The sequence below is a fragment of the Flavobacterium sp. ARAG 55.4 genome (assembly GCF_051846875.1).
GTDB lineage: Bacteria > Bacteroidota > Bacteroidia > Flavobacteriales > Flavobacteriaceae > Flavobacterium > Flavobacterium plantiphilum.
On the sequence record NZ_JBPYCT010000011.1, the window covers coordinates 53544 to 72760 of the forward strand.

Sequence of the window (19217 nt, forward strand, 5' to 3'; positions counted from 1 at the left end):
TATTCTTTATTCTTTATTCTTTATTCTTTATTCTTTATTCTTTATTCTTTATTCTTTATTCTTTATTCTTTATTCTTATAAACTTATTTATCCAATGCTTCAAAAGCAGAGTTCATACTTTTAAATTCGGGAACAATTTTCTTCATTTTAGATACAATAGCTTCTTTTTTATGAAAATTAGCAATGGTAATCAGCTCTTCAATTTCATCATGCAGGATTTCAAACTCTTCCTGAATTTCTTCGGCAATCATGATTTTGTGATGATGCGTAGGAATTGTTTTGGAGGTATCATTCAATAATTCTTCGTATAATTTTTCTCCAGGTCGTAAGCCTACAATTTTAATTTTGATATCCTGCTCGGGTATGAATCCGGCCAGTTTAATCATTTTTCGGGCTAAATCGATAATTTTTACGGGCTTACCCATATCAAAAATATAAATCTCGCCTCCCTTACCCATAGCTCCTGCTTCTAACACCAGCTGACAAGCTTCAGGTATCGTCATAAAATACCGGATAATGTCCGGATGTGTAATCGTCAAAGGTCCTCCGGCTGCAATTTGTTTAGTAAATAAAGGTACCACCGATCCATTAGAACCTAAAACATTTCCAAAACGGGTAGTAATAAATTTAGTGCTTTTAGCATCTCTCTCGGCATTGGCTTTTAACTGTAAAGACTGTACATATTTTTCAGCGATTCGCTTGCTTGCTCCCATAACATTGCTGGGATTTACCGCTTTATCAGTAGAAACCATCACAAAGTTTTTTACCTTAAAGGTACAGGACAAATCGGCTAAGTTTTTAGTTCCTTCCACATTTGTCAAAATAGCCTGAGAGGGATTTTCTTCCATTAGTGGCACATGCTTATAAGCCGCAGCATGGAATACTACTTCCGGTTTATGGATTTTAAAGACAGCATTCATCATGTCTTTATTCCGTATATCAGCCACTACAGTAGTTATTTTATCGGCTACACCTCCATTTATCAGTTCCAGACATAAATTATGGAGCGGTGTCTCTGCCTGATCCAGCGCAATAATTCTTTTGGGTTTAAAGAGCAGTACCTGTCGGACAATTTCGCTTCCTATAGAACCTGCAGCTCCTGTTATTAAAACAGTCTTGTCTTTTAATTGCTTGGAAATGGACTTCCCATCTAAAACAATCGGTTTTCTGTCTAATAAATCCTCAATTTGTAAATTTTTTACCTTTTGAGAAATTTCTTTCTGGTTTTCCCAATCCGTAATTAGAGGTACTATATATACTTTGTAATTGAATTCCAGGCATTGTTCTACTATTACCAGACGCTCTTCTTTAGACAAACTTTTATCAGCAATAATCACTCCATCTGCACCCACAGAACGCATCAAAGTAGGAAGCTTTTTCTTTTGGATTAAAATAGGTAAATCCATCATTCTCTTAGATGAGTTTTGGCTATTTTTATCTACAAATCCCACAATTTTGAATCTGGTAGGTATTTCTAATTTTAGTGCATTGGCTACGGCAAGAGCATTAGCATCAGTTCCATAAATTATGGTGCGTGGTAATTTGAGATCATTTGTTTCTGAAAAGAAATGTTCAAAAACTTGTTTTATCACTACCCGATATATAAACAAGCCGCAGAAGGAAAGCACCATATTGAGAAAGAGCGCCGTATTTAAATAAACTTTATGTCCATAAAATACTTGGAAAACAAAATTAAAAGTTATAAAAAAAACTAAAACGGAAATTTGTGAAAACAGTAGTTTTATGGCATCGGTATAAGAGGAATGCCTTATAATCCCTGCATAAGTTCTGAAAATCCAGAATGAAACTATATTTATTCCTAATAGAAAAGAGAAATACGGGATTTTATGCTCAAACGGAATATAATGCAATCCAACACCATTAATTATTGTTTTTGTAAACAAAAAACTTACAACTAAAACAATCAAATCTATTCCTACAACAATCCATCTTGGGAGATAACTCAAATTGCGTACATTGAGCATCAAATTTTTTCTTGAAAAAAAATTCATCAGCGTTCGTACATCTCCTGTTTCTCTATTCTTACTCAAAGTATTCTTATATAATTAAAACTCCAAAATTATAACATAATGACATTTAAAAAAAGACTTTTACACTTTTCTTAAAAAATTAACTTACAAAACCAAAATATATTCTTTAGATGAATATAAAACATTCCAAAATAAAAATTACTGGTTTCTAAAAACACATAGGATTTAGCTTATTATTTTTTATCCAGTCTCAAAAACAAACAATTTCTTTAGACGTAATTTCTTTTATAAAGCTAATACTTATTTTTATTTTACCTGCCATTAATTCTTAAAAACTGCATTTACAACTGCTGTTATCCTTTCTCTATCTTCTTTTGTTAAGTTTGAACCAGAAGGCATACACAATCCATTTTTAAATAAATTTTCAGCAACAGTTGTCCCGTAATAAGGATACTTTTCATGCAATGGTTGTAAATGCATGGGTTTCCATAACTGACGACTTTCTATATTATCAGATGCTAGAGCGAAGCGTAAAACTTCATTAGTAATCCCTTTATTGTTATTAGGATTCACAATTATTGTTGTTAACCAACAGTTAGCAAAACTAGCTTCATTAGCAGTCTTAAAAACAGTTACGCTCGAAATATCTTTAAATAAATCGACGTAAAAAGCATTCATCTCTCTACGTAAATCAATGTGCTTATCTAATACTTGCATTTGCCCCCTACCGATACCAGCAGCTATATTACTCATTCTGTAATTATAACCTATTTCACTGTGTTGATAATATGGCGCTTTATCTTTAGCTTGCGTGGCTAAAAACAACACTTTTTCTTTAAGCGCTTTAGTCCGTGTTATAATTGCTCCTCCCCCTGAAGTGGTTATAATTTTGCTTCCGTTAAAAGAAAAGATACCTACGTCTCCAAAAGTTCCACAAAGTTTTCCTTTATAGCGGCTTCCTAAAGCTTCAGCACTATCTTCCAAAATAGGAATTCCATAGCTATCAGCCAGCTGTCCGATTAATTCGATTTGACAGGGAACGCCATACAAATGGACCACTATAATGGCCTTTGGTTTTTTCCCTTTGGCGAGACGATCGATTATTGCCTCTTCTAATGCCACGGGACAAATATTCCAAGTTTCTTTTTCACTATCAATAAACACAGGCGTAGCACCCAGATAGAGAATAGGATTTGCCGAGGCTGCAAAAGTCATACTTTGACAAAGTACTTCGTCACCAGCTTCCACTCCCAATACGATTAATCCCAAATGAATGGCTGCTGTTCCGGAATTTAATACCGTTACATGTCCATTTTCTAAATAAGCTTCTAAATCCTGTTCCAAACCATCAATATTCGCCCCTACCGGAGCAATCCAATTGGTATCAAAGGCATCTTGAATGAACTTCAGTTCACTACCTCCCATATCGGGAGAGGAAAGCCATATTTTATTTTTATGCACTCTTAAAAATTAAAATAGATCAGGAATTACTCAAAACCATTTTACGAACAATAAATTGGCGAAAAAGCATATAAAGAACCACTAGAGTCAGTAAAATTCCAATGAAAAACAGTAAAGTTAAATTCCCCTGAGCATCCATATAAATAAGAAAAATGTTTAGCCCCGTTTGCAAAACAGCATAAATAACTGAAACTAAAACATGAGACAATCCCATTTCATTAGCCAAATACTGATACAAATGAGAGCGGTGGGGTTGAAATATATTTTCTCTCTTCTTTATACGGGTAAAGATGGTAATTCCGGCATCAATACCATAAATGGAGAAAAACAGGATAAAAGCCGGTTGTCCGGACTCGATAATTGTTTTTATCATAAAGTAACCTAAAAAAAGCGCCATACTGATACTGCCGACATCTCCAGCGAAAGTTTTGGCTTTTTTTCGAATATTAAAAATTCCGAAGACTATGCAGGACAAGCCCATCGTGATTAATAATGGTAAATAATCCTGATTAAATTTCAGTAATGAAAACCCTATAATTGCTGAAAACGCATACAATACCGTAATACCGTTGATACCATCCATAAAATTGAAGGCGTTTACCCAGCCAATAAGTAACACCAAAAGTATCGGAAGTAACCACAGCGGGTCTGAAAACAAATTTAATTCATAAAAAATTAAAACTGCGGCAATGAGGTGCGAAAGAAACCGTGGCAACTGGGACAACGGTCTGATATCATCAATAAAACTGACTACTGCAACCAATACTACTGCCAATGTCACAGACCAATCTGCATATCCCATTAAAAAAGCGATAATGACAGCAACAGGAAAAATAATTCCTCCGCCCCGCAAAGTAATGGCGGTATGAGAAGATCGGCTGTTTGGTTTATCAATAATATTATATTGATCTGCTATTTTGAAATAAAGCAGCTCCAGAACTAAAAACAATAAAAATAATATAAGATATTGCATGATTTAAAATGCTAAATAGCTAACCGGTGTACATAATTACTACACACACAGATTAACTGTTTAAAGAATTTAATTAATAACTTTTATGCTTAAGCAATCCTAAAAGATAATCACCATATCCTGATTTCTTTAAGGGTTCAGCAAGATCTTTCAGTTGTTGATCTGTTATGAATTTTTGTCTCCAGGCTATTTCTTCGATACACCCTACTTTCAAGCCCTGGCGCTCTTCCAGAACCTGGACAAATTGTCCTGCCTGCATCAGGCTGTTAAAAGTTCCGGTATCCAGCCAGGCTGTCCCTCTGCTTAAAATACCTACTTTTAACTTTCCTTTTTCTAAATATACTTTATTCACATCGGTGATTTCATATTCACCACGTGCACTTGGTTTGATATTCTTAGCAATTTCAACCACTGAATTATCATAAAAATATAATCCCGGTACAGCGTAATTTGACTTAGGTTCTAAAGGTTTTTCTTCGATAGAAATAGCCGTTAAGTCTTTATCAAATTCTACTACACCATAGCGTTCCGGATCGGAAACATGGTAGGCAAATACTACCCCTCCATCCGGATCTGTATTTGATTGTAATAATTGGTGCATATTAGAACCAAAGAAAATATTATCTCCTAAGACCAATGCCACGCTGTCCTCTCCAATAAATTCTTCACCAATTACAAAAGCCTGAGCTAAACCATTAGGAACAGCCTGTTCAGCGTAGCTAAACTGACAACCAATGTTAGAACCATCTCCCAATAATTTTTTAAAATTAGGCAAATCATGCGGTGTAGAAATAATCAAAACCTCATTAATCCCAGCCATCATTAATGTTGACAACGGATAATAAATCATCGGTTTGTCATAAACAGGCATCATTTGTTTACTCATGGCCAGTGTTAACGGATGCAAACGGGTACCGGATCCACCGGCTAATATAATTCCTTTCATTTTTTATTTAGTTATTCGTGATTCGAATAGCGTGATTCGAATTACATTCTTATTTATTATTCAAATATCTGATAAGACCAAAAAGCATTTTTCTAATTTTTTCAATCTGATTTAAATGAATTTCAATCGAATTTACAAATTGTAAGCGCTCAGATAAAATCAATTGTGTTTCCAGTTCTGATAAAGACCCATCGCAATATATAAAAATTGTATAAATTCTTTATCACCTTTTCTTCCGGCTCCTTAAGCAATATTGCTGGAATAGAAACTACTGCTCTCTTAATTTGACTTGATAATCCATACTTTTCTTCAGATGGAAATTCTTTTGTTAGTGCATACACATCTTCCGCAAGTAACATAGATTGTTTCCAGACATCTAAACCTTTATGATCTTTCATGTTCTCTTATATGCTCAGTTTCGAATTACGGATTACGATGCACGAATTACTGGTACTGTTTCTCATAATAGCTCGCATAAGCACCTGAAGTTACATTATCCAGCCAGGTTTGATTATCCAGATACCAATTAATAGTTCTTTCTAATCCCTGTTCAAATGTAACCGAAGGTTTCCATCCCAACTCCTTGTTTATTTTATTGGCATCTATCGCATAACGCAAATCATGACCCGGACGGTCTTTGACATACGAAATCAATTGCTCAGAAGTACCTTCAGCTCTTCCTAATTTTTCATCCATGATTTTACAAAGCAACTTCACCAAATCAATATTCTGCCATTCGTTAAAACCGCCAATATTATACGTATCATGGTTTGTACCTTCATGAAAAACCAAATCAATTGCTACCGCATGATCTTCTACAAAAAGCCAGTCGCGTGTATATTTTCCATCCCCATAAACCGGTAAAGGTTTATTATGAATGATATTGTTGATGAATAACGGAATCAGTTTTTCAGGAAAATGAAACGGACCATAATTATTCGAACAATTGGTCAGCACATACGGCAGTCCGTAAGTCTCACCATAAGCTCTTACAAAATGATCAGAGCTTGCTTTAGACGCTGAATAAGGTGAATTAGGATCATAAGCGGTTGTTTCGGTAAACAATCCTTCAGCACCTAAACTTCCGTAAACCTCATCAGTACTGATATGGTAAAAACGCTTGCCTTCGTAATTTCCATGCCAGATAGCCTTAGCAGCATTCAGCAGGTTTACCGTTCCGATAACGTTTGTTTTCACAAAAGCCAATGGATCCGTTATCGAACGATCTACGTGTGATTCGGCTGCTAAATGCAATACGCCGTCAAACTGATGTTGGGCAAACAAGGCATCTAAAAACGGAGCATCTGTAATATCTCCTTTGATAAAAGTGTAATTAGGTGCTTTTTCAATATCTGCTATATTTTCTAAATTTCCAGCATAAGTCAGTGCATCCAGATTAAAAATCTGATAGTCCGGATATTGATTTACAAATCGTCGCACCACATGCGAACCTATGAATCCGGCACCACCGGTGATTAGTATTTTTTTCATTTGTTTCTTTTTAGTCCTTAGTAATTAGTGCTTAGTCCTTAGTCTGAAGTAATTGCATACAAAGCCTCAGACTTTCTTTATAATCAGGAACTTCCACACCAAAAGTTGTTTTTATTTTAGTTTTATCTAATAATGAATACTGAGGCCGCTTAGCCGGAGTAGGATAAGCTGAGGATGGAATACCACTAACAGCGCAGTCAAAACCGCCAATTTCCTGAATAGCTAATGCAAATTCATACCAACTGATTTCACCTTCGTTAGAAAAGTTATAAATTCCGGCTTGCCAGTTTTTGTGAGTCAATATCGTCATAATCGCCCTTGCCAGATCAGCTGCATAGGTAGGACTTCCTATCTGGTCGTTCACCACATTTAAGCTGTCGCGTTCCTGCATCAGGCGGGACATGGTTTTTACAAAGTTGTTACCAAAACTGGAATACACCCATGAAGTTCTGATAATAACAGCATTCGGATTGTTTTGCAAACAAATCTGTTCTCCTGCTAATTTTGTAACTCCGTAAACATTAATCGGATTAGGCAATGCTGTTTCAGTCAGTGCTGTTGATGCGGTACCATCAAAAACATAATCCGTAGAAACATGAATCATTCGGCAATTGTTGGCATGGCTCCATTTGGCCAAAACCGCTACGGAGCGATGATTCAGCACATCCGATAATTCCGTTTCCGTTTCTGCTTTATCCACAGCAGTATGTGCCGCACAATTAATAATAATCTTTGGATTAATGGTATTTAATGCAATTTCTAAATTCTCCAAATCGCACAAATCCAGTTCCTGATAATCCGTAAAAACCCATTCAAATTGCGTATATACTTTTGACAAAACCCGCAATTCAGAGCCTAACTGACCGTTTCCTCCGGTGACAAGTATTTTTTTCATTTTTTTCTTTTCTAATTTTACGAATTAACACGAATTAATCCAATTGCATTCTTTTTTGTTTTCCCCTCCCTAAGGGTGCAAAAAAGAACTACCAAATTATATACTTTAATTAACTAAATCCGTTGGGTGTAATTAGTTTTTGATGATAATTTTTCGTCAGTTCGAGTAATCCCGCTTTCGGGCGGGATTGTATCGAGAATAAGAAACATTTTATTAAAAACGGTTCTCGATACATTTTTTGGTTCGTCCCGAAGTGTCGGGACTGCACAAAAAACACTCGAACTGACGTTTTTACAAATTACACCCCACCATTCACGACTCACCAATCACGATTCTAAAACTCCCAGTCAATATCTTTAAACGTTGGAAGTATCAAATCTTTTCACAACCATTGCATTCTTTTTTGTTTCCCCCTCCCTAAAGGGTGCAAAAAAGAATTAACTCAATTATATCTTCAGTCGACTATATAACTGAGAACCGATAACGAACATCTAAAACTCCCAGTCAATATCTTTAAACGTTGGAAGTATCAAATCTTTTTCCGAAACAATAACATCTTTAGGGTTCAGCTGCCAGTCAATATTTAAAACAGGATCATCATAACGAATACCTCTTTCGCTGTCTTTGTGATACACCTGATCCACTTTATACAATACTGATGCCGTTTCACTCAACACCGAAAAACCATGGGCAAAACCATGAGGCACCATCAATTGTTTTTTATTCTCGGCACTCAGTACTACACTTACATGCTGTCCATAAGTAGGAGAATTTTTTCGCAAATCCACCGCTACATCCAGAATTTCACCTTCTAAAACACGCACTAATTTTGCCTGTGCAAAAGGGTTTATCTGTAAATGCAAACCACGGACTACCCCTCTTTTAGAAAAAGACTGATTGTCCTGAATAAATTTGTAATGAATTCCGTTTTCTGCAAATTTCGCCTGATTGTAGGCCTCAAAAAAATAACCGCGTTCGTCAGGAAACACGGTTGGGTTAATGATAACTAAATCTTGTATGGCAGTTTTTTCAATTGTCATTGGAATAATATATTTTCAATATTTATAACTTATTACTTAGGAAAAAAGATTTTACATGCTTAATCCCACACTGTATCTTTAATTTCGTCGTATACTTTTTGGATTCCTTTTTCTAAATCTATCTTCGCTTTCCAGCCTAAATCAGATAATTTAGAAACATCCATCAGTTTACGTGGAGTTCCATCAGGCTTGCTTGGATCCGTAAGAATATCCCCTTCGAAGCCTACTATTTTTTTTACCAAAACAGCTAAATCTAATATCGATATATCTTCACCAATCCCAATATTAACCAGTCCGGAATCACTGTAGTTTTCCATTAGGAACAAACAGGCTGCTGCCAAATCATCCGCATGTAAAAACTCTCTTTTAGGGCTTCCTGTTCCCCAAATCGTTACCGATGCATCATTATTGCGTTTGGCAGTAATGAATTTTCTAAGCATTGCCGGCAGTACATGAGAATTTTTTAAATCGTAATTATCATTAGGACCGTATAAATTAGTTGGCATCACCGAAATAAAATCACATCCAAACTGGTCTCTGTAACCATCACACATTTTAATCCCGGCAATTTTTGCAATAGCATACGGTTCGTTTGTGGGTTCCAAAAGACCTGTCAACAAGTATTCCTCTTTTAAGGGTTGTGGAGCCATTTTAGGATAAATACAGCTTGAACCTAAAAACATCAGTTTTTTTACTTTATTCTCATAAGCCTGATGAATCACGTTATTTTGTATCATTAGATTCTCATAGATAAAATCACCTCTAAACGTATTATTAGCTACAATTCCACCTACTTTGGCAGCTGCCAAAAAAACATAATCCGGTTTTTCTGCTGCAAAAAAATCAGCTACCGCCTGCTGATTTCTTAAATCTAACTCAGAAGAAGTTCGTAACAAAAAGTTACTATATCCTTGAGCCTGTAAAGCTCTTAAAATAGCAGAACCTACCATTCCCCGGTGACCTGCTATGTATATTTTATCTTGTTTATTCATTTTCTATAATCAAATTAAATCTTGGAATAAAAGTACTTTAGAGAGTGAAACTAAAATTATATTAAAATTATTGCAAAAGTTAATCCAATATCCATCTCGATAGCTATCGATACTCACAACTCACAACCAACTATTCCAATTAATATTTAACAGCCGAACGCACTTCCTTTAACATCTTCTCTTTTTGCACATAGATCAAATCAGAAGCAATCATTTCCGAAACCAATCCTTTTAAATCATATTGAGGTACCCATCCTAGTTGTGTTTTCGATTTTGTTGGGTCTCCAATCAATAAATCAACTTCTGTTGGACGGAAATATTGCGGATCAACTGCAATCACTTGTTTCCCTATTTCCAGTTGGTAAGCAGGATTAGAGCAGGCCGCTACATATCCTTTCTCAGCTACTCCTTCGCCTTTAAACTCAATAGCAATTCCTACTTCTGCAAAAGCCATACGAACAAAATCACGTACATAAGTCGTTTCACCCATAGCAATTACATAATCTTCCGGTTTTTCCTGTTGTAAAATACGCCACATTGCTTCCACATAATCTTTCGCATGTCCCCAGTCACGTTGGGCATCTAAATTTCCTAAATACAGGCAATCTTGTTCTCCTAAAGCGATAGCAGCGGTAGCCATCGTAATTTTTCGCGTCACAAAAGTTTCTCCTCTGCGAGGCGATTCATGATTAAATAAAATTCCGTTACAGGCAAACATATTATACGCTTCACGATAATTTTTAGTAATCCAGAAACCATATATTTTAGCTGCTCCATAAGGAGAACGTGGGTAAAAAGGAGAATGCTCGTCATACAGTCCTTTTTCATTTTTATTTTCTGCTAAACCACCATATAATTCTGATGTAGAAGCCTGATAAATTCTGGTTTTCTTTTCCAGTCCTAAAATACGTACCGCTTCCAGAATACGAAGAGTACCTATTCCATCTACATTAGCCACATACTCCGGGGAATCAAAAGACACCTTTACATGGCTCATCGCTCCTAAATTATAGATCTCATCCGGTTGTACTTCCTGAATGATTCGAATAATATTAGTAGAATCCGTCAAATCGCCATAATGTAATTTAAAATTCACATGATCCTGATGTAAATCCTGATAGATATGATCGATTCTTTGGGTATTAAATGAAGAAGCTCTTCGCTTTACCCCATGAACCATATATCCTTTTTCTAATAATAATTCTGCCAGATATGAACCGTCTTGTCCAGTGACTCCTGTGATAAGGGCTGTTTTCATTTTTATAATTTTATATTTTATTATTCTTTAAACGATCTAAAAGTCTTTAACAAACCGTCTTTTGCTTGCACAGGAAGTGATTTCCCTAAAGCTGCAACAATTTTTTCATTACTTACTACATAATCCTCCGTTAATTTTTGCAAACGCTCTGAATTAAGTGGCAAAGATAAATAATCTCCTATTTTAGCAATTCCCCTAATCCAATTGGACGGAATTTTCATAATTCTGGTTGTTTTATCTAAACTAGCACCTAATAATTGAATTAATTCATTCGTAGATAAGGATTTGTCATCAGCAATTTGGTAAACACCTGAAGTAATAGTTGCATTACCCAACAACTCTTTAATAACAAAACAAAGGTTTTCGATACTCAAAAAGGAGCGCTGATTTTCAAAAGCCCCCAAAGGCCAAGGCAAACCTTTAGCAACCAATTGGTACAATAAATTTAAGTTTCCTTTATTACCGGGTCCGTGAATCATGCAAGGTCTTAGAATATATACCCGCTTCCCTTCAGGCATCTCCTTAGATAAAATATATTGTTCTGCCTGTCGTTTGGCAATTCCATAATGTGTTTTAGGATTTGGGATCGTTTCTTCAGTCAATACTCCCTTTATTTCATCAGCCACTGCTTTTACCGTACTCATGAATATGAAAACCTGTACCTCTGATTGTAAAAAAGCATCGAATAGTTGTTTGGTTAACTCAAAATTGGCTTCATAATAATCTTTAGGATTAGCTACTTTTTTTAAATCATGTGCTTTTCCTGCTAAATGAATTATGACATCCTCATTTATTATAATCTTTTGTTGCTTTTCATAACGTATACTTACACTTTCTACTTCATGAGAATCCTTTATATATTCTCGAAGATTTGTTCCTACAAATCCTGTTGCTCCTGTTATTAATATTTTCATTTAAATATTTAGTTTTTCAGCTATTAAATCCCAAATTTTAGTCTGTTCAAAATTTTGCTGAACAAAAGCTCTTCCTTCTATTCCATGCTTTTGAGCCACATCTTCATTTTCTAAATAATATAGAATTTTATCTGCAATGTCTTGTGGTTGGTTTGAAATAAAAAGCCCTGTTTTATTTTCTTTAATAGATTCATAACAACCCGTTGCTTTAGTTATAATAACTGGTAATTTCATCGATGAAGCCTCTAAAGAAACAGTAGGAAAACCTTCTCGATAGGTCGGTAATACAAAAATATCCATAAGTAGGAAATAGTTTGATGCATCTTGAACAAAATCTGTAAAAATAATAGACGAATCCAATTTTATCTGGCTTTTTGAGTATTCTGATATTGAATCCCGATTTTCTATTGGTCCTACTAACAATAATTTAGCTTTTGGAATTTTCATTTTAACTATTTTCCATGCCAAAATTAAATCATCAATTCCTTTATCTTTTACTAATCTCCCAACATAACCAACAACTTTATCCTCTGAAGAAATGTTGTAGCTATTTGCTAATGCTAAAACCTTTTGTTTATTTTTATTATCTGGGTTAAATTTTTCTTCTGTATCAATACCATTACAAGTTCCTAAACCTAAAACTACATTTTTATTTGGTTTATTTAACCTATCAATTTTGCTTATTTCTTTAACAGAATAACTTACACAAACAACTTTTTTTGCAAAAAAGCCTGTGAGTCTCTCTATATTTTTAAGTATCTTTTTTTTTAATCCTTTACTTGTTTCATAAATGATTCCATGTCTAAAATATATGCGGATAGACACACCTGCTAAATAAGAAGCAATCATTGCTACCATACCTCCTTTAGGCGTATGACCAACTACTATATCAATTTTATTTTTTTTTATATACTTATAAATTTTAATTATGGCTTTAAGATCTTTTAGTGGACTTATAGATCTTGTAATCTCAACCTCAAAAGGAATATATTTTAATTCTTTTGAAGATTCTATAAAATTTTTTGATGTGGTACATCCTAAGTGGTATTCATTTCCTGATTTTTGTTTTAAATACTGAAATTGTTTACCAAAAAAATGATTTATAACAAATGACACTGTTATTACGTGTAAAACCTTTTCAGTTTTCATAAATTTAAAACTTCATTATACAATTCTATTTGCTTATCAACCATTATACGAATATCATATCGCTTAGCCTTTTCTAAACCTGCTTTTCCCACGGTATCATAATAATCTACATTAGTGAGTAACTTATTAATTATAGTGGCAAGTTGCTTCTCATTACCCTTCTCAAACAAAATACCTCCCCCATTAACAACGTTTGATAACCCTGGTACATCAGAAGCTATTACAGGCTTTCCAGCAGCCATACCTTCTACTGCTGCTAAACCAAAACCTTCCCAATGCGAACTTATCACCGATATATCTGCCGTTTTTAGTAAAGCGGGCACATCTATACGTACACCTAAAAAAAACACTCTTTTTTGTAAATCAAGCTCAATTACTAATTTTTCACATTCATTTCTTAGTATTCCTTCACCCACCAATAGTAATTTTACATTTACATCTAAACATTGCATTGCCTTGATAAGCGTTTTTTGGTCTTTTTCTACTCTAAAGCCAGCAATTTGGATTAATAACTTATCTGTGTTTAATATTGTATTCCATATTTTTGATTTCTCTAATACTACTGCCTTTGAAATTGAATTCAAATTAATTCCATTTTCAATTACAACAAATCTATTATTGTTTAAATTTGTATGCCTTATTAGTGCTTCTTCTACTTCTTGTGTAATGCATACCATTTTATCATACAACCTGTAAATATATTTATCTAAAATTTTAAAAAACAAATTTTTCATTCTTCGATTAGAAGTACTATGCTCTGTGAAAATTAATTTCGTTTCAGAAAAGCTTATCACTTTTGCAATTGCAACCCAATATTGAACAGGAAATAAGTGTACATGAACTAAATCATAATTTTTTAAATAAGGGATAATTCTAAAAATAAGTAAGGGATTATAAACAAAACTTTTTCCTATTGAATAAATTGTGCAACAATTTAATGATTTAAGTTGTTTCAAATAAGGATATTCAGTATCATCTAAAACGAGCAAATCAACTGCTATTCCTCTTTCTTTCAACAAAGGAAGTGTTTCTAAAATTAATTTTTCTGCTCCTCCTGTCGCCAGATTATTTATAATGTGCAGAATTTTCATGATTGCTTTTTATAACTAAAAAAAACACACTGTAAATACCTTACCAACGATTTTACTTTTACCAAAAGAGGTATTCCTTTACAAAACAAAACCTCTTTATAAAACAAAGCAAACCCGCTGGGATTTTTTTGCAAATTTTTATAGAAATTATAACTCAATCCATCCGGTAAATACTCACAAAAATATATTCCTTTATTTATGAATCTAAGCTTATACTTTTTACTAATTCTATTCCACACTAAAGCTTCAGGAACAAAATTTTCATTCTCAAATTCAGGAAAAGGAAATAACTTCATAATGGATGTTTTAAAAATCTCTGCCTTGTCTCCTAAAATCTGGAGCTTGTTAGCGATTTCTATGGAGGTATACTCCCCTTCTTGAACATCACAATCTCCACCTATAAATTTGTGAGTAGTATAATTGATTATTCTAAAACACAGTCCTGCAATTTTCTCTTTTTCTTTAATGGAGTCCCATGATTTTGAAATATTCAAAATAGCATCATCCGTTAAGTAATCATCACTATCTACAATAAAAAATAAACTGCCTTTAGCTACAGCAACACCTCTATTTATAGCTCTTTGTTTTCCTCCATTTTCTGTCTTGATATAGCTTATTACTATTTTATTCTCTTTCAGAATCTGCTCAAAAAATTCCTCTGTATGATCAGTTGAGCCATCATCAACTACAACCCACTCAAAAGAAGTATCGCTTTGTCTCAACAAACTTTCATACAATTGAGTAATGATATAAGCCCGGTTATAAGTAGGAGTAAAAACAGTTACTAACATAAAATTAATTATTAATATAGGGTCTAAGTAACAATTTAATTATTAAACGAACACGCGAATTAAATAATTGAAAATCAGATACTAATAGCATAAAAAATCTAACTACAATATTCTTATTAACCATTTTCAAATAAGATTCAATAACTGATTTATTTGCTGCTGTTATTTTTGTATTAAAAAAATGATAAAAATCTAGAACAGTCCTATAATGTTTTTTATCTACTACAGGAAAATTATTTTTCATTAATACGGTATTTATATCCAGAGTAGTTGTAGCAGTACTACCTGTTACATTCTTTTGATGGTTTCTATACAGCATTAAACTAATAGGTAAATAGGTAACTTCACCTAAACACAATGCTGATAAATGTAATAGATGATCATGCATCGCCAAAGTTCCTCTATAAGACATCATTATTTCACACATTTGTCTATTAAAAAGAGCTACACAGCCTTGCATTCCCGAATTCAAAAATAAAAATTGACTGATTTTTTTAGGAAAAGTTAAAGTCGCTAGTCCTTTGATTCCTTCACTAGGAATCCAAACGTAGGCATTGGAATAAACTACTTGCGGAATCTTATTATTTCTGATTTGTATAGCGGTCAATTGTACCTCGATTTTGTTATCAAACCAAATGTCATCCTGATCACAAAACATCACATATTCTGCTTCTGAAAATTTGAGTAAATGCATAAAATTATACGCTGCATTCCCAAATTCCACATCATCTTTAATCAGAATAATTCTCTTATCTCTACTTGCTATATCCTCTATTATTTGTAAAGTATTATCAGTGCTGCCATCATCATGTATGATAAGCTGCCAATCTTCAAAGGTTTGCGATTGAATTGATAAAATTTGAGACTTAATGTATAATTCACCATTATACGTAGCCATTAAAATATCTATTTTCATTTATTTAAAATAGGGTCTTACTAAATCAGGGTTTATCATTCTAATACCATAGTACAAAAAGAAACTTGCAAAACCAAAATACAACAGGTTATAATAAATTTTATATCTACCAAATTTTAAATCTTTTAGCATCATTGGTAATAGAAGTATACCGAACTGAAAAAACAAATATGAAAATCTTTGAAAGATGGAAACCTGAAAAAACAAAAAATTGAGGGTTACAGAAATGGCAAAAAGCTTAAAAAACATATTATACCAGATATGATTTTTTTCAATCAGTAATAATTTCTTTTCATTAAACACATATATTATCATAATTAAAGATCCAATAAGAGGTATCATTAAACCGGCAGTTCCAGTCTCGTCAAGATAAATTTGCAGGTATTGTAAACCTCCTCCTAATGATAATAACAGCGGTAAAAAATTATAAAAAAGACCAATCAGTCCAATAATTGGCAAATAAAAATAAATTAATTTATTTCTAAAAATAGAGCAGAATGGTAATATGATAATTACTATATAACTTGTATTGTGGAACAAAAAAGACAAGCATAGAAAAGTAAAAAAGAAAATGTATTTTTTTTTAACAAAGTAATAAATAGTATAAAATATTAAAGCACATCCCAGCCCATATCTTATTTGTGTAAAATCCCGGTATAAATAAAAAAAACTAAGATAAAATAGTATCGATAAAAATGGATATGGACTAATTTTGTAAATTATGCTGTAATTAAGATATCCTGTTAATATAGCTATCAAAAGAAGTAAAGTATTGCTATTACCACCAAGAGAATTGATTAGTTTATTTAACAAATAAAAGCCTCTTTCTGTATTTTCCCAATAATCACCAATAAAAATTTGATAAAAACTTAAATTATCGCTGCTAAGAAAAATTTGCTGATAAGCAACGCTATCATTATCAACGCCTATTGTTCTAAGTCCTGCAATTAAAGTGACAGTACATGTGAAAATTATATATACAACTAATTTTATTTTTGATTCTTTAATAAAATCAAATATACATAATAAAAAACTTAAGCAAAATATGCCATAATATATTATCATTTTTGCCAGATATATAAATATTAATTATAAAATGTTATTATATTTATAATCATTTAGTAATTTTTCCCAATAGAATTCTTCTTTTACAAGATTAACCTTATTTTGCATATTCTTTAAAGTATTGTAATCAAGCTCTTCAATAAGCTGTGACCAATTTTTAAAATCTGAAAATAAAAAAACGCCTTTATTTTCAAAAATATTCTGCATTTCTTTCAATTTTGTTGATAAAATAGGTAATCCTGCGGCTAAATAAAAAGAAGCTTTAGTTGGATAACACATATTATAATAAAATCTATCTGAATTATATGGAATTATACCTATATCGCATTTAGAGACAATATAGTGAGCTTCTTTCTCTTGATAATTTCCCAAATAAAGAATATTTTGGGGCAATAGGATATTGTTGATCCATTCTCCGTCACTTCCTAAAATAATAAGTAGACAATTTTCGTTAGTTTTAAAAATATCTAATAGTTCTTCTATTTGTCTACCTTTATTTAAACTACCCGCATAGACATATTTTACTTTATTACTATCAATCCATTTTTTATTTTTAATGGTATCCGAATAATCCTGAACTTTTGGAGCGCCATTTAGCACTACACTGGATTTGCTAGAATCTAAAAAATATTTTGAATTCACATAACATTTCATTTCGTTTGATGCAAAAACATAATTACACTCAGGGATTGTAAACATCAAATCCTGCAAAATTTTAAACACTTCATCAACTTCTAATTCTAAATCGATTGCTTGTTCATATACCAAATCATTAATTTCAATTATCAATTTGTTATATCGAGCCACTTTATTTAGAAAAGAAAAAATTTTTTCTCTGAATGAATTTTTTCTTAATAAAAACATTGAAAATATAAAAAAAAGAGTCCCCTGATGAATAAATATCGTTTTATTTCTTGCTGTAGCTAAAATCCACACCGCTTTAAGAGTCATCCACAATCTTCCTATACTGTATTTTGTATGTACATTAAGCAACCTAAAATTTAAATTATTAAAAGCTTCATAGAATGCATTATTTCTTGCCATTCCGCCCTCACTAACTGATTTAGTCAAATAATATATATATATAACATTTTGAGCTTTTGGCTCATAATAATTTTTACTCATTATTCAATTTCTAAACGTAGTTTACATTATTAATAGACCTAAGATATTTGAACTATTACTTATCGTAAATGCCTCGAGGAATTTCTTTTTCTTTCTCAAATCTTATTCTCAATAAACCTTATTCTTTATATATTTAAATACAAGATTGGGAAAAACATTATAAATAAAAAATAATTAAGACAAAATACTTTTAAGCTGTAAAGCCTTAATAATCAAATTCCTTAAGACATATTTGACATTAGAAATATAGCCATACTTTTTTTGTATCTTCAATGCCTCTAAACCCGAAAGGAAAGAATCTGACATACCTCCTCTTCTAAAATTTGTTAAGATTTCAGGAATTAGCAAAAAAATCGCTCCAGCGTTTTTTGCTCTTAAAATCCATTCAAAATCTGCAGCTGATTTATATAGTAGACTGAAAGCACCCACTTTTATATATAATGACCTTTTAATAAAACAAGTTGGATGTTCAATCATACCATCTTTTAAAAATAAGCTATCATGCCCAACAATAGAATCTATAATACCATCTTTATTTATAAATTTTAAAAGACCATGAATAATATCAATATTCGGATAACGATTATGATATTTTACTACATTTTCCAAAGTTTGATTTTCATACCAGTCATCACTATTTAAAATACCAATAAATTCTCCTTTTGCAATTTCTAAGCCTTTATTCATTGCATCATAAATACCTTTATCTGGTTCTGAAACCCAAAAAGAGATTTTGTCTTGATACTTTTTAATAATTTCTACAGTTCCGTCATTACTGCCTCCATCAATTATTATATACTCATAATTAGTATATTTTTGATTTATAACACTTAGTATTGTATCTTCAATTGTTGAAACTGAATTATAGGAAACAGTTATAATTGAAATTTTAGGACTCAAATTATTATTCATTAAACACATTCTTATTTATTTAATTGTATTTGATTGGAGTTTTGATAGTGACGTCAGTTTAAAACTTTTCTGTAGATCTCACCACTTGTAACCTGATAAAAATAAGCATCTGTTTTAATTATTCAAAATGGATTCTAATAAGTTAACAGCCGAAATAAATATTAAATGTACTAGCTGAGGGATGTTTAAAAGAATACTTAATAGAGC

At 32.5% G+C, this 19217-nt stretch carries 19 protein-coding genes; all 19 read right to left on the bottom strand.

Translation table 11 applies throughout. From position 1 onward, the window contains the following. Positions 1–83: 83 nt before the first annotated feature. The 19 genes from ACSV4D_RS12770 to ACSV4D_RS12860 all read right to left on the bottom strand — a co-directional run bounded on the left by ACSV4D_RS12770 (position 84) and on the right by ACSV4D_RS12860 (position 19010). Positions 84–2012, bottom strand: a complete 1929-nt coding sequence (locus tag ACSV4D_RS12770; protein ID WP_439228658.1) for a polysaccharide biosynthesis protein — start codon at positions 2010–2012, stop codon at positions 84–86. A gap of 300 nt (positions 2013–2312) precedes the next feature. Then, positions 2313–3452 (bottom strand): DegT/DnrJ/EryC1/StrS family aminotransferase, encoded by a 1140-nt coding sequence (locus tag ACSV4D_RS12775; RefSeq protein ID WP_439228574.1) that lies wholly within the window; start codon positions 3450–3452, stop codon positions 2313–2315. 19 nt (positions 3453–3471) lie between these two features. After that, positions 3472–4425, bottom strand: a complete 954-nt coding sequence (locus ACSV4D_RS12780) for a UDP-GlcNAc--UDP-phosphate GlcNAc-1-phosphate transferase (RefSeq protein ID WP_439228575.1) — start codon at positions 4423–4425, stop codon at positions 3472–3474. A 73-nt stretch (positions 4426–4498) separates the two neighbouring features. Beyond that, a complete protein-coding gene (rfbA, locus tag ACSV4D_RS12785) occupies positions 4499–5371 on the bottom strand; it encodes a glucose-1-phosphate thymidylyltransferase RfbA (protein WP_439228576.1) in 873 nt (290 codons plus the stop codon). A gap of 49 nt (positions 5372–5420) precedes the next feature. Beyond that, positions 5421–5534 carry a hypothetical protein gene (locus ACSV4D_RS12790; protein ID WP_439228577.1) on the bottom strand — a complete coding sequence of 38 codons (114 nt, stop codon included), beginning with the start codon at positions 5532–5534 and terminating at the stop codon, positions 5421–5423. Further along, positions 5521–5769, bottom strand: coding sequence for a four helix bundle protein (locus ACSV4D_RS12795; RefSeq protein WP_439228578.1), 249 nt, complete (start codon positions 5767–5769; stop codon positions 5521–5523). Before ACSV4D_RS12795 ends, ACSV4D_RS12790 begins: the two co-directional genes overlap by 14 nt. A 46-nt stretch (positions 5770–5815) precedes the next feature. Continuing rightward, positions 5816–6862 carry a dTDP-glucose 4,6-dehydratase gene (gene rfbB, locus ACSV4D_RS12800; RefSeq protein ID WP_439228579.1) on the bottom strand — a complete coding sequence of 349 codons (1047 nt, stop codon included), beginning with the start codon at positions 6860–6862 and terminating at the stop codon, positions 5816–5818. 31 nt (positions 6863–6893) lie between these two features. Further along, positions 6894–7757: a dTDP-4-dehydrorhamnose reductase gene (gene rfbD, locus ACSV4D_RS12805; protein WP_408082394.1), complete on the bottom strand. Its 864-nt coding sequence runs from the start codon at positions 7755–7757 to the stop codon at positions 6894–6896. Positions 7758–8248: 491 nt separating this feature from the next. Further along, positions 8249–8797 (bottom strand): dTDP-4-dehydrorhamnose 3,5-epimerase, encoded by a 549-nt coding sequence (gene rfbC / locus ACSV4D_RS12810; protein ID WP_408082393.1) that lies wholly within the window; start codon positions 8795–8797, stop codon positions 8249–8251. 59 nt (positions 8798–8856) lie between these two features. Beyond that, the gene (locus ACSV4D_RS12815; RefSeq protein ID WP_408082392.1) at positions 8857–9789 is read right to left on the bottom strand and encodes a GDP-L-fucose synthase family protein; all 933 of its coding nucleotides are present in this window, start codon (positions 9787–9789) and stop codon (positions 8857–8859) included. 139 nt (positions 9790–9928) lie between these two features. Then, a complete protein-coding gene (gene gmd / locus ACSV4D_RS12820; RefSeq protein ID WP_439228580.1) occupies positions 9929–11047 on the bottom strand; it encodes a GDP-mannose 4,6-dehydratase in 1119 nt (372 codons plus the stop codon). Between the two features lie 20 nt (positions 11048–11067). After that, on the bottom strand, positions 11068–11961 hold the full coding sequence (locus ACSV4D_RS12825) for an NAD-dependent epimerase/dehydratase family protein (RefSeq protein WP_439228581.1): 894 nt from the start codon (positions 11959–11961) through the stop codon (positions 11068–11070). Then, positions 11962–13110, bottom strand: a complete 1149-nt coding sequence (locus tag ACSV4D_RS12830) for a glycosyltransferase family 4 protein (RefSeq protein ID WP_439228582.1) — start codon at positions 13108–13110, stop codon at positions 11962–11964. It lies immediately after the preceding gene. Beyond that, a complete protein-coding gene (locus ACSV4D_RS12835) occupies positions 13107–14201 on the bottom strand; it encodes a glycosyltransferase family 4 protein (protein WP_439228583.1) in 1095 nt (364 codons plus the stop codon). The genes ACSV4D_RS12830 and ACSV4D_RS12835 overlap by 4 nt, the downstream gene beginning before the upstream one ends. After that, on the bottom strand, positions 14198–14992 hold the full coding sequence (locus ACSV4D_RS12840; RefSeq protein WP_439228584.1) for a glycosyltransferase family A protein: 795 nt from the start codon (positions 14990–14992) through the stop codon (positions 14198–14200). The genes ACSV4D_RS12835 and ACSV4D_RS12840 overlap by 4 nt, the downstream gene beginning before the upstream one ends. A 4-nt stretch (positions 14993–14996) precedes the next feature. Further along, complete coding sequence (locus ACSV4D_RS12845) at positions 14997–15908, bottom strand: glycosyltransferase (RefSeq protein ID WP_439228585.1); 912 nt, start codon at positions 15906–15908, stop codon at positions 14997–14999. Further along, on the bottom strand, positions 15909–16973 hold the full coding sequence (locus tag ACSV4D_RS12850) for an EpsG family protein (protein WP_439228586.1): 1065 nt from the start codon (positions 16971–16973) through the stop codon (positions 15909–15911). A 24-nt stretch (positions 16974–16997) separates the two neighbouring features. Then, positions 16998–18098 (bottom strand): glycosyltransferase, encoded by a 1101-nt coding sequence (locus ACSV4D_RS12855; RefSeq protein ID WP_439228587.1) that lies wholly within the window; start codon positions 18096–18098, stop codon positions 16998–17000. 174 nt (positions 18099–18272) lie between these two features. Beyond that, positions 18273–19010: a glycosyltransferase family 2 protein gene (locus tag ACSV4D_RS12860; RefSeq protein ID WP_439228588.1), complete on the bottom strand. Its 738-nt coding sequence runs from the start codon at positions 19008–19010 to the stop codon at positions 18273–18275. Positions 19011–19217: the final 207 nt, after the last annotated feature.

Coding starts and splice junctions, on each gene's coding strand:
- gmd (WP_439228580.1), bottom strand. CDS start 11,047: ATGAAAACAGCCCTTATCACAGGAGTCACTGGACAAGACGGTTCATAT.
- ACSV4D_RS12855 (WP_439228587.1), bottom strand. CDS start 18,098: ATGAGTAAAAATTATTATGAGCCAAAAGCTCAAAATGTTATATATATA.
- ACSV4D_RS12770 (WP_439228658.1), bottom strand. CDS start 2,012: ATGAATTTTTTTTCAAGAAAAAATTTGATGCTCAATGTACGCAATTTG.
- ACSV4D_RS12830 (WP_439228582.1), bottom strand. CDS start 13,110: ATGAAAACTGAAAAGGTTTTACACGTAATAACAGTGTCATTTGTTATA.
- ACSV4D_RS12860 (WP_439228588.1), bottom strand. CDS start 19,010: ATGAATAATAATTTGAGTCCTAAAATTTCAATTATAACTGTTTCCTAT.
- rfbB (WP_439228579.1), bottom strand. CDS start 6,862: ATGAAAAAAATACTAATCACCGGTGGTGCCGGATTCATAGGTTCGCAT.
- ACSV4D_RS12835 (WP_439228583.1), bottom strand. CDS start 14,201: ATGAAAATTCTGCACATTATAAATAATCTGGCGACAGGAGGAGCAGAA.
- ACSV4D_RS12780 (WP_439228575.1), bottom strand. CDS start 4,425: ATGCAATATCTTATATTATTTTTATTGTTTTTAGTTCTGGAGCTGCTT.
- rfbD (WP_408082394.1), bottom strand. CDS start 7,757: ATGAAAAAAATACTTGTCACCGGAGGAAACGGTCAGTTAGGCTCTGAA.
- ACSV4D_RS12840 (WP_439228584.1), bottom strand. CDS start 14,992: ATGTTAGTAACTGTTTTTACTCCTACTTATAACCGGGCTTATATCATT.
- ACSV4D_RS12815 (WP_408082392.1), bottom strand. CDS start 9,789: ATGAATAAACAAGATAAAATATACATAGCAGGTCACCGGGGAATGGTA.
- ACSV4D_RS12825 (WP_439228581.1), bottom strand. CDS start 11,961: ATGAAAATATTAATAACAGGAGCAACAGGATTTGTAGGAACAAATCTT.
- ACSV4D_RS12845 (WP_439228585.1), bottom strand. CDS start 15,908: ATGAAAATAGATATTTTAATGGCTACGTATAATGGTGAATTATACATT.
- ACSV4D_RS12850 (WP_439228586.1), bottom strand. CDS start 16,973: ATGATAATATATTATGGCATATTTTGCTTAAGTTTTTTATTATGTATA.
- ACSV4D_RS12795 (WP_439228578.1), bottom strand. CDS start 5,769: ATGAAAGATCATAAAGGTTTAGATGTCTGGAAACAATCTATGTTACTT.
- rfbC (WP_408082393.1), bottom strand. CDS start 8,797: ATGACAATTGAAAAAACTGCCATACAAGATTTAGTTATCATTAACCCA.
- rfbA (WP_439228576.1), bottom strand. CDS start 5,371: ATGAAAGGAATTATATTAGCCGGTGGATCCGGTACCCGTTTGCATCCG.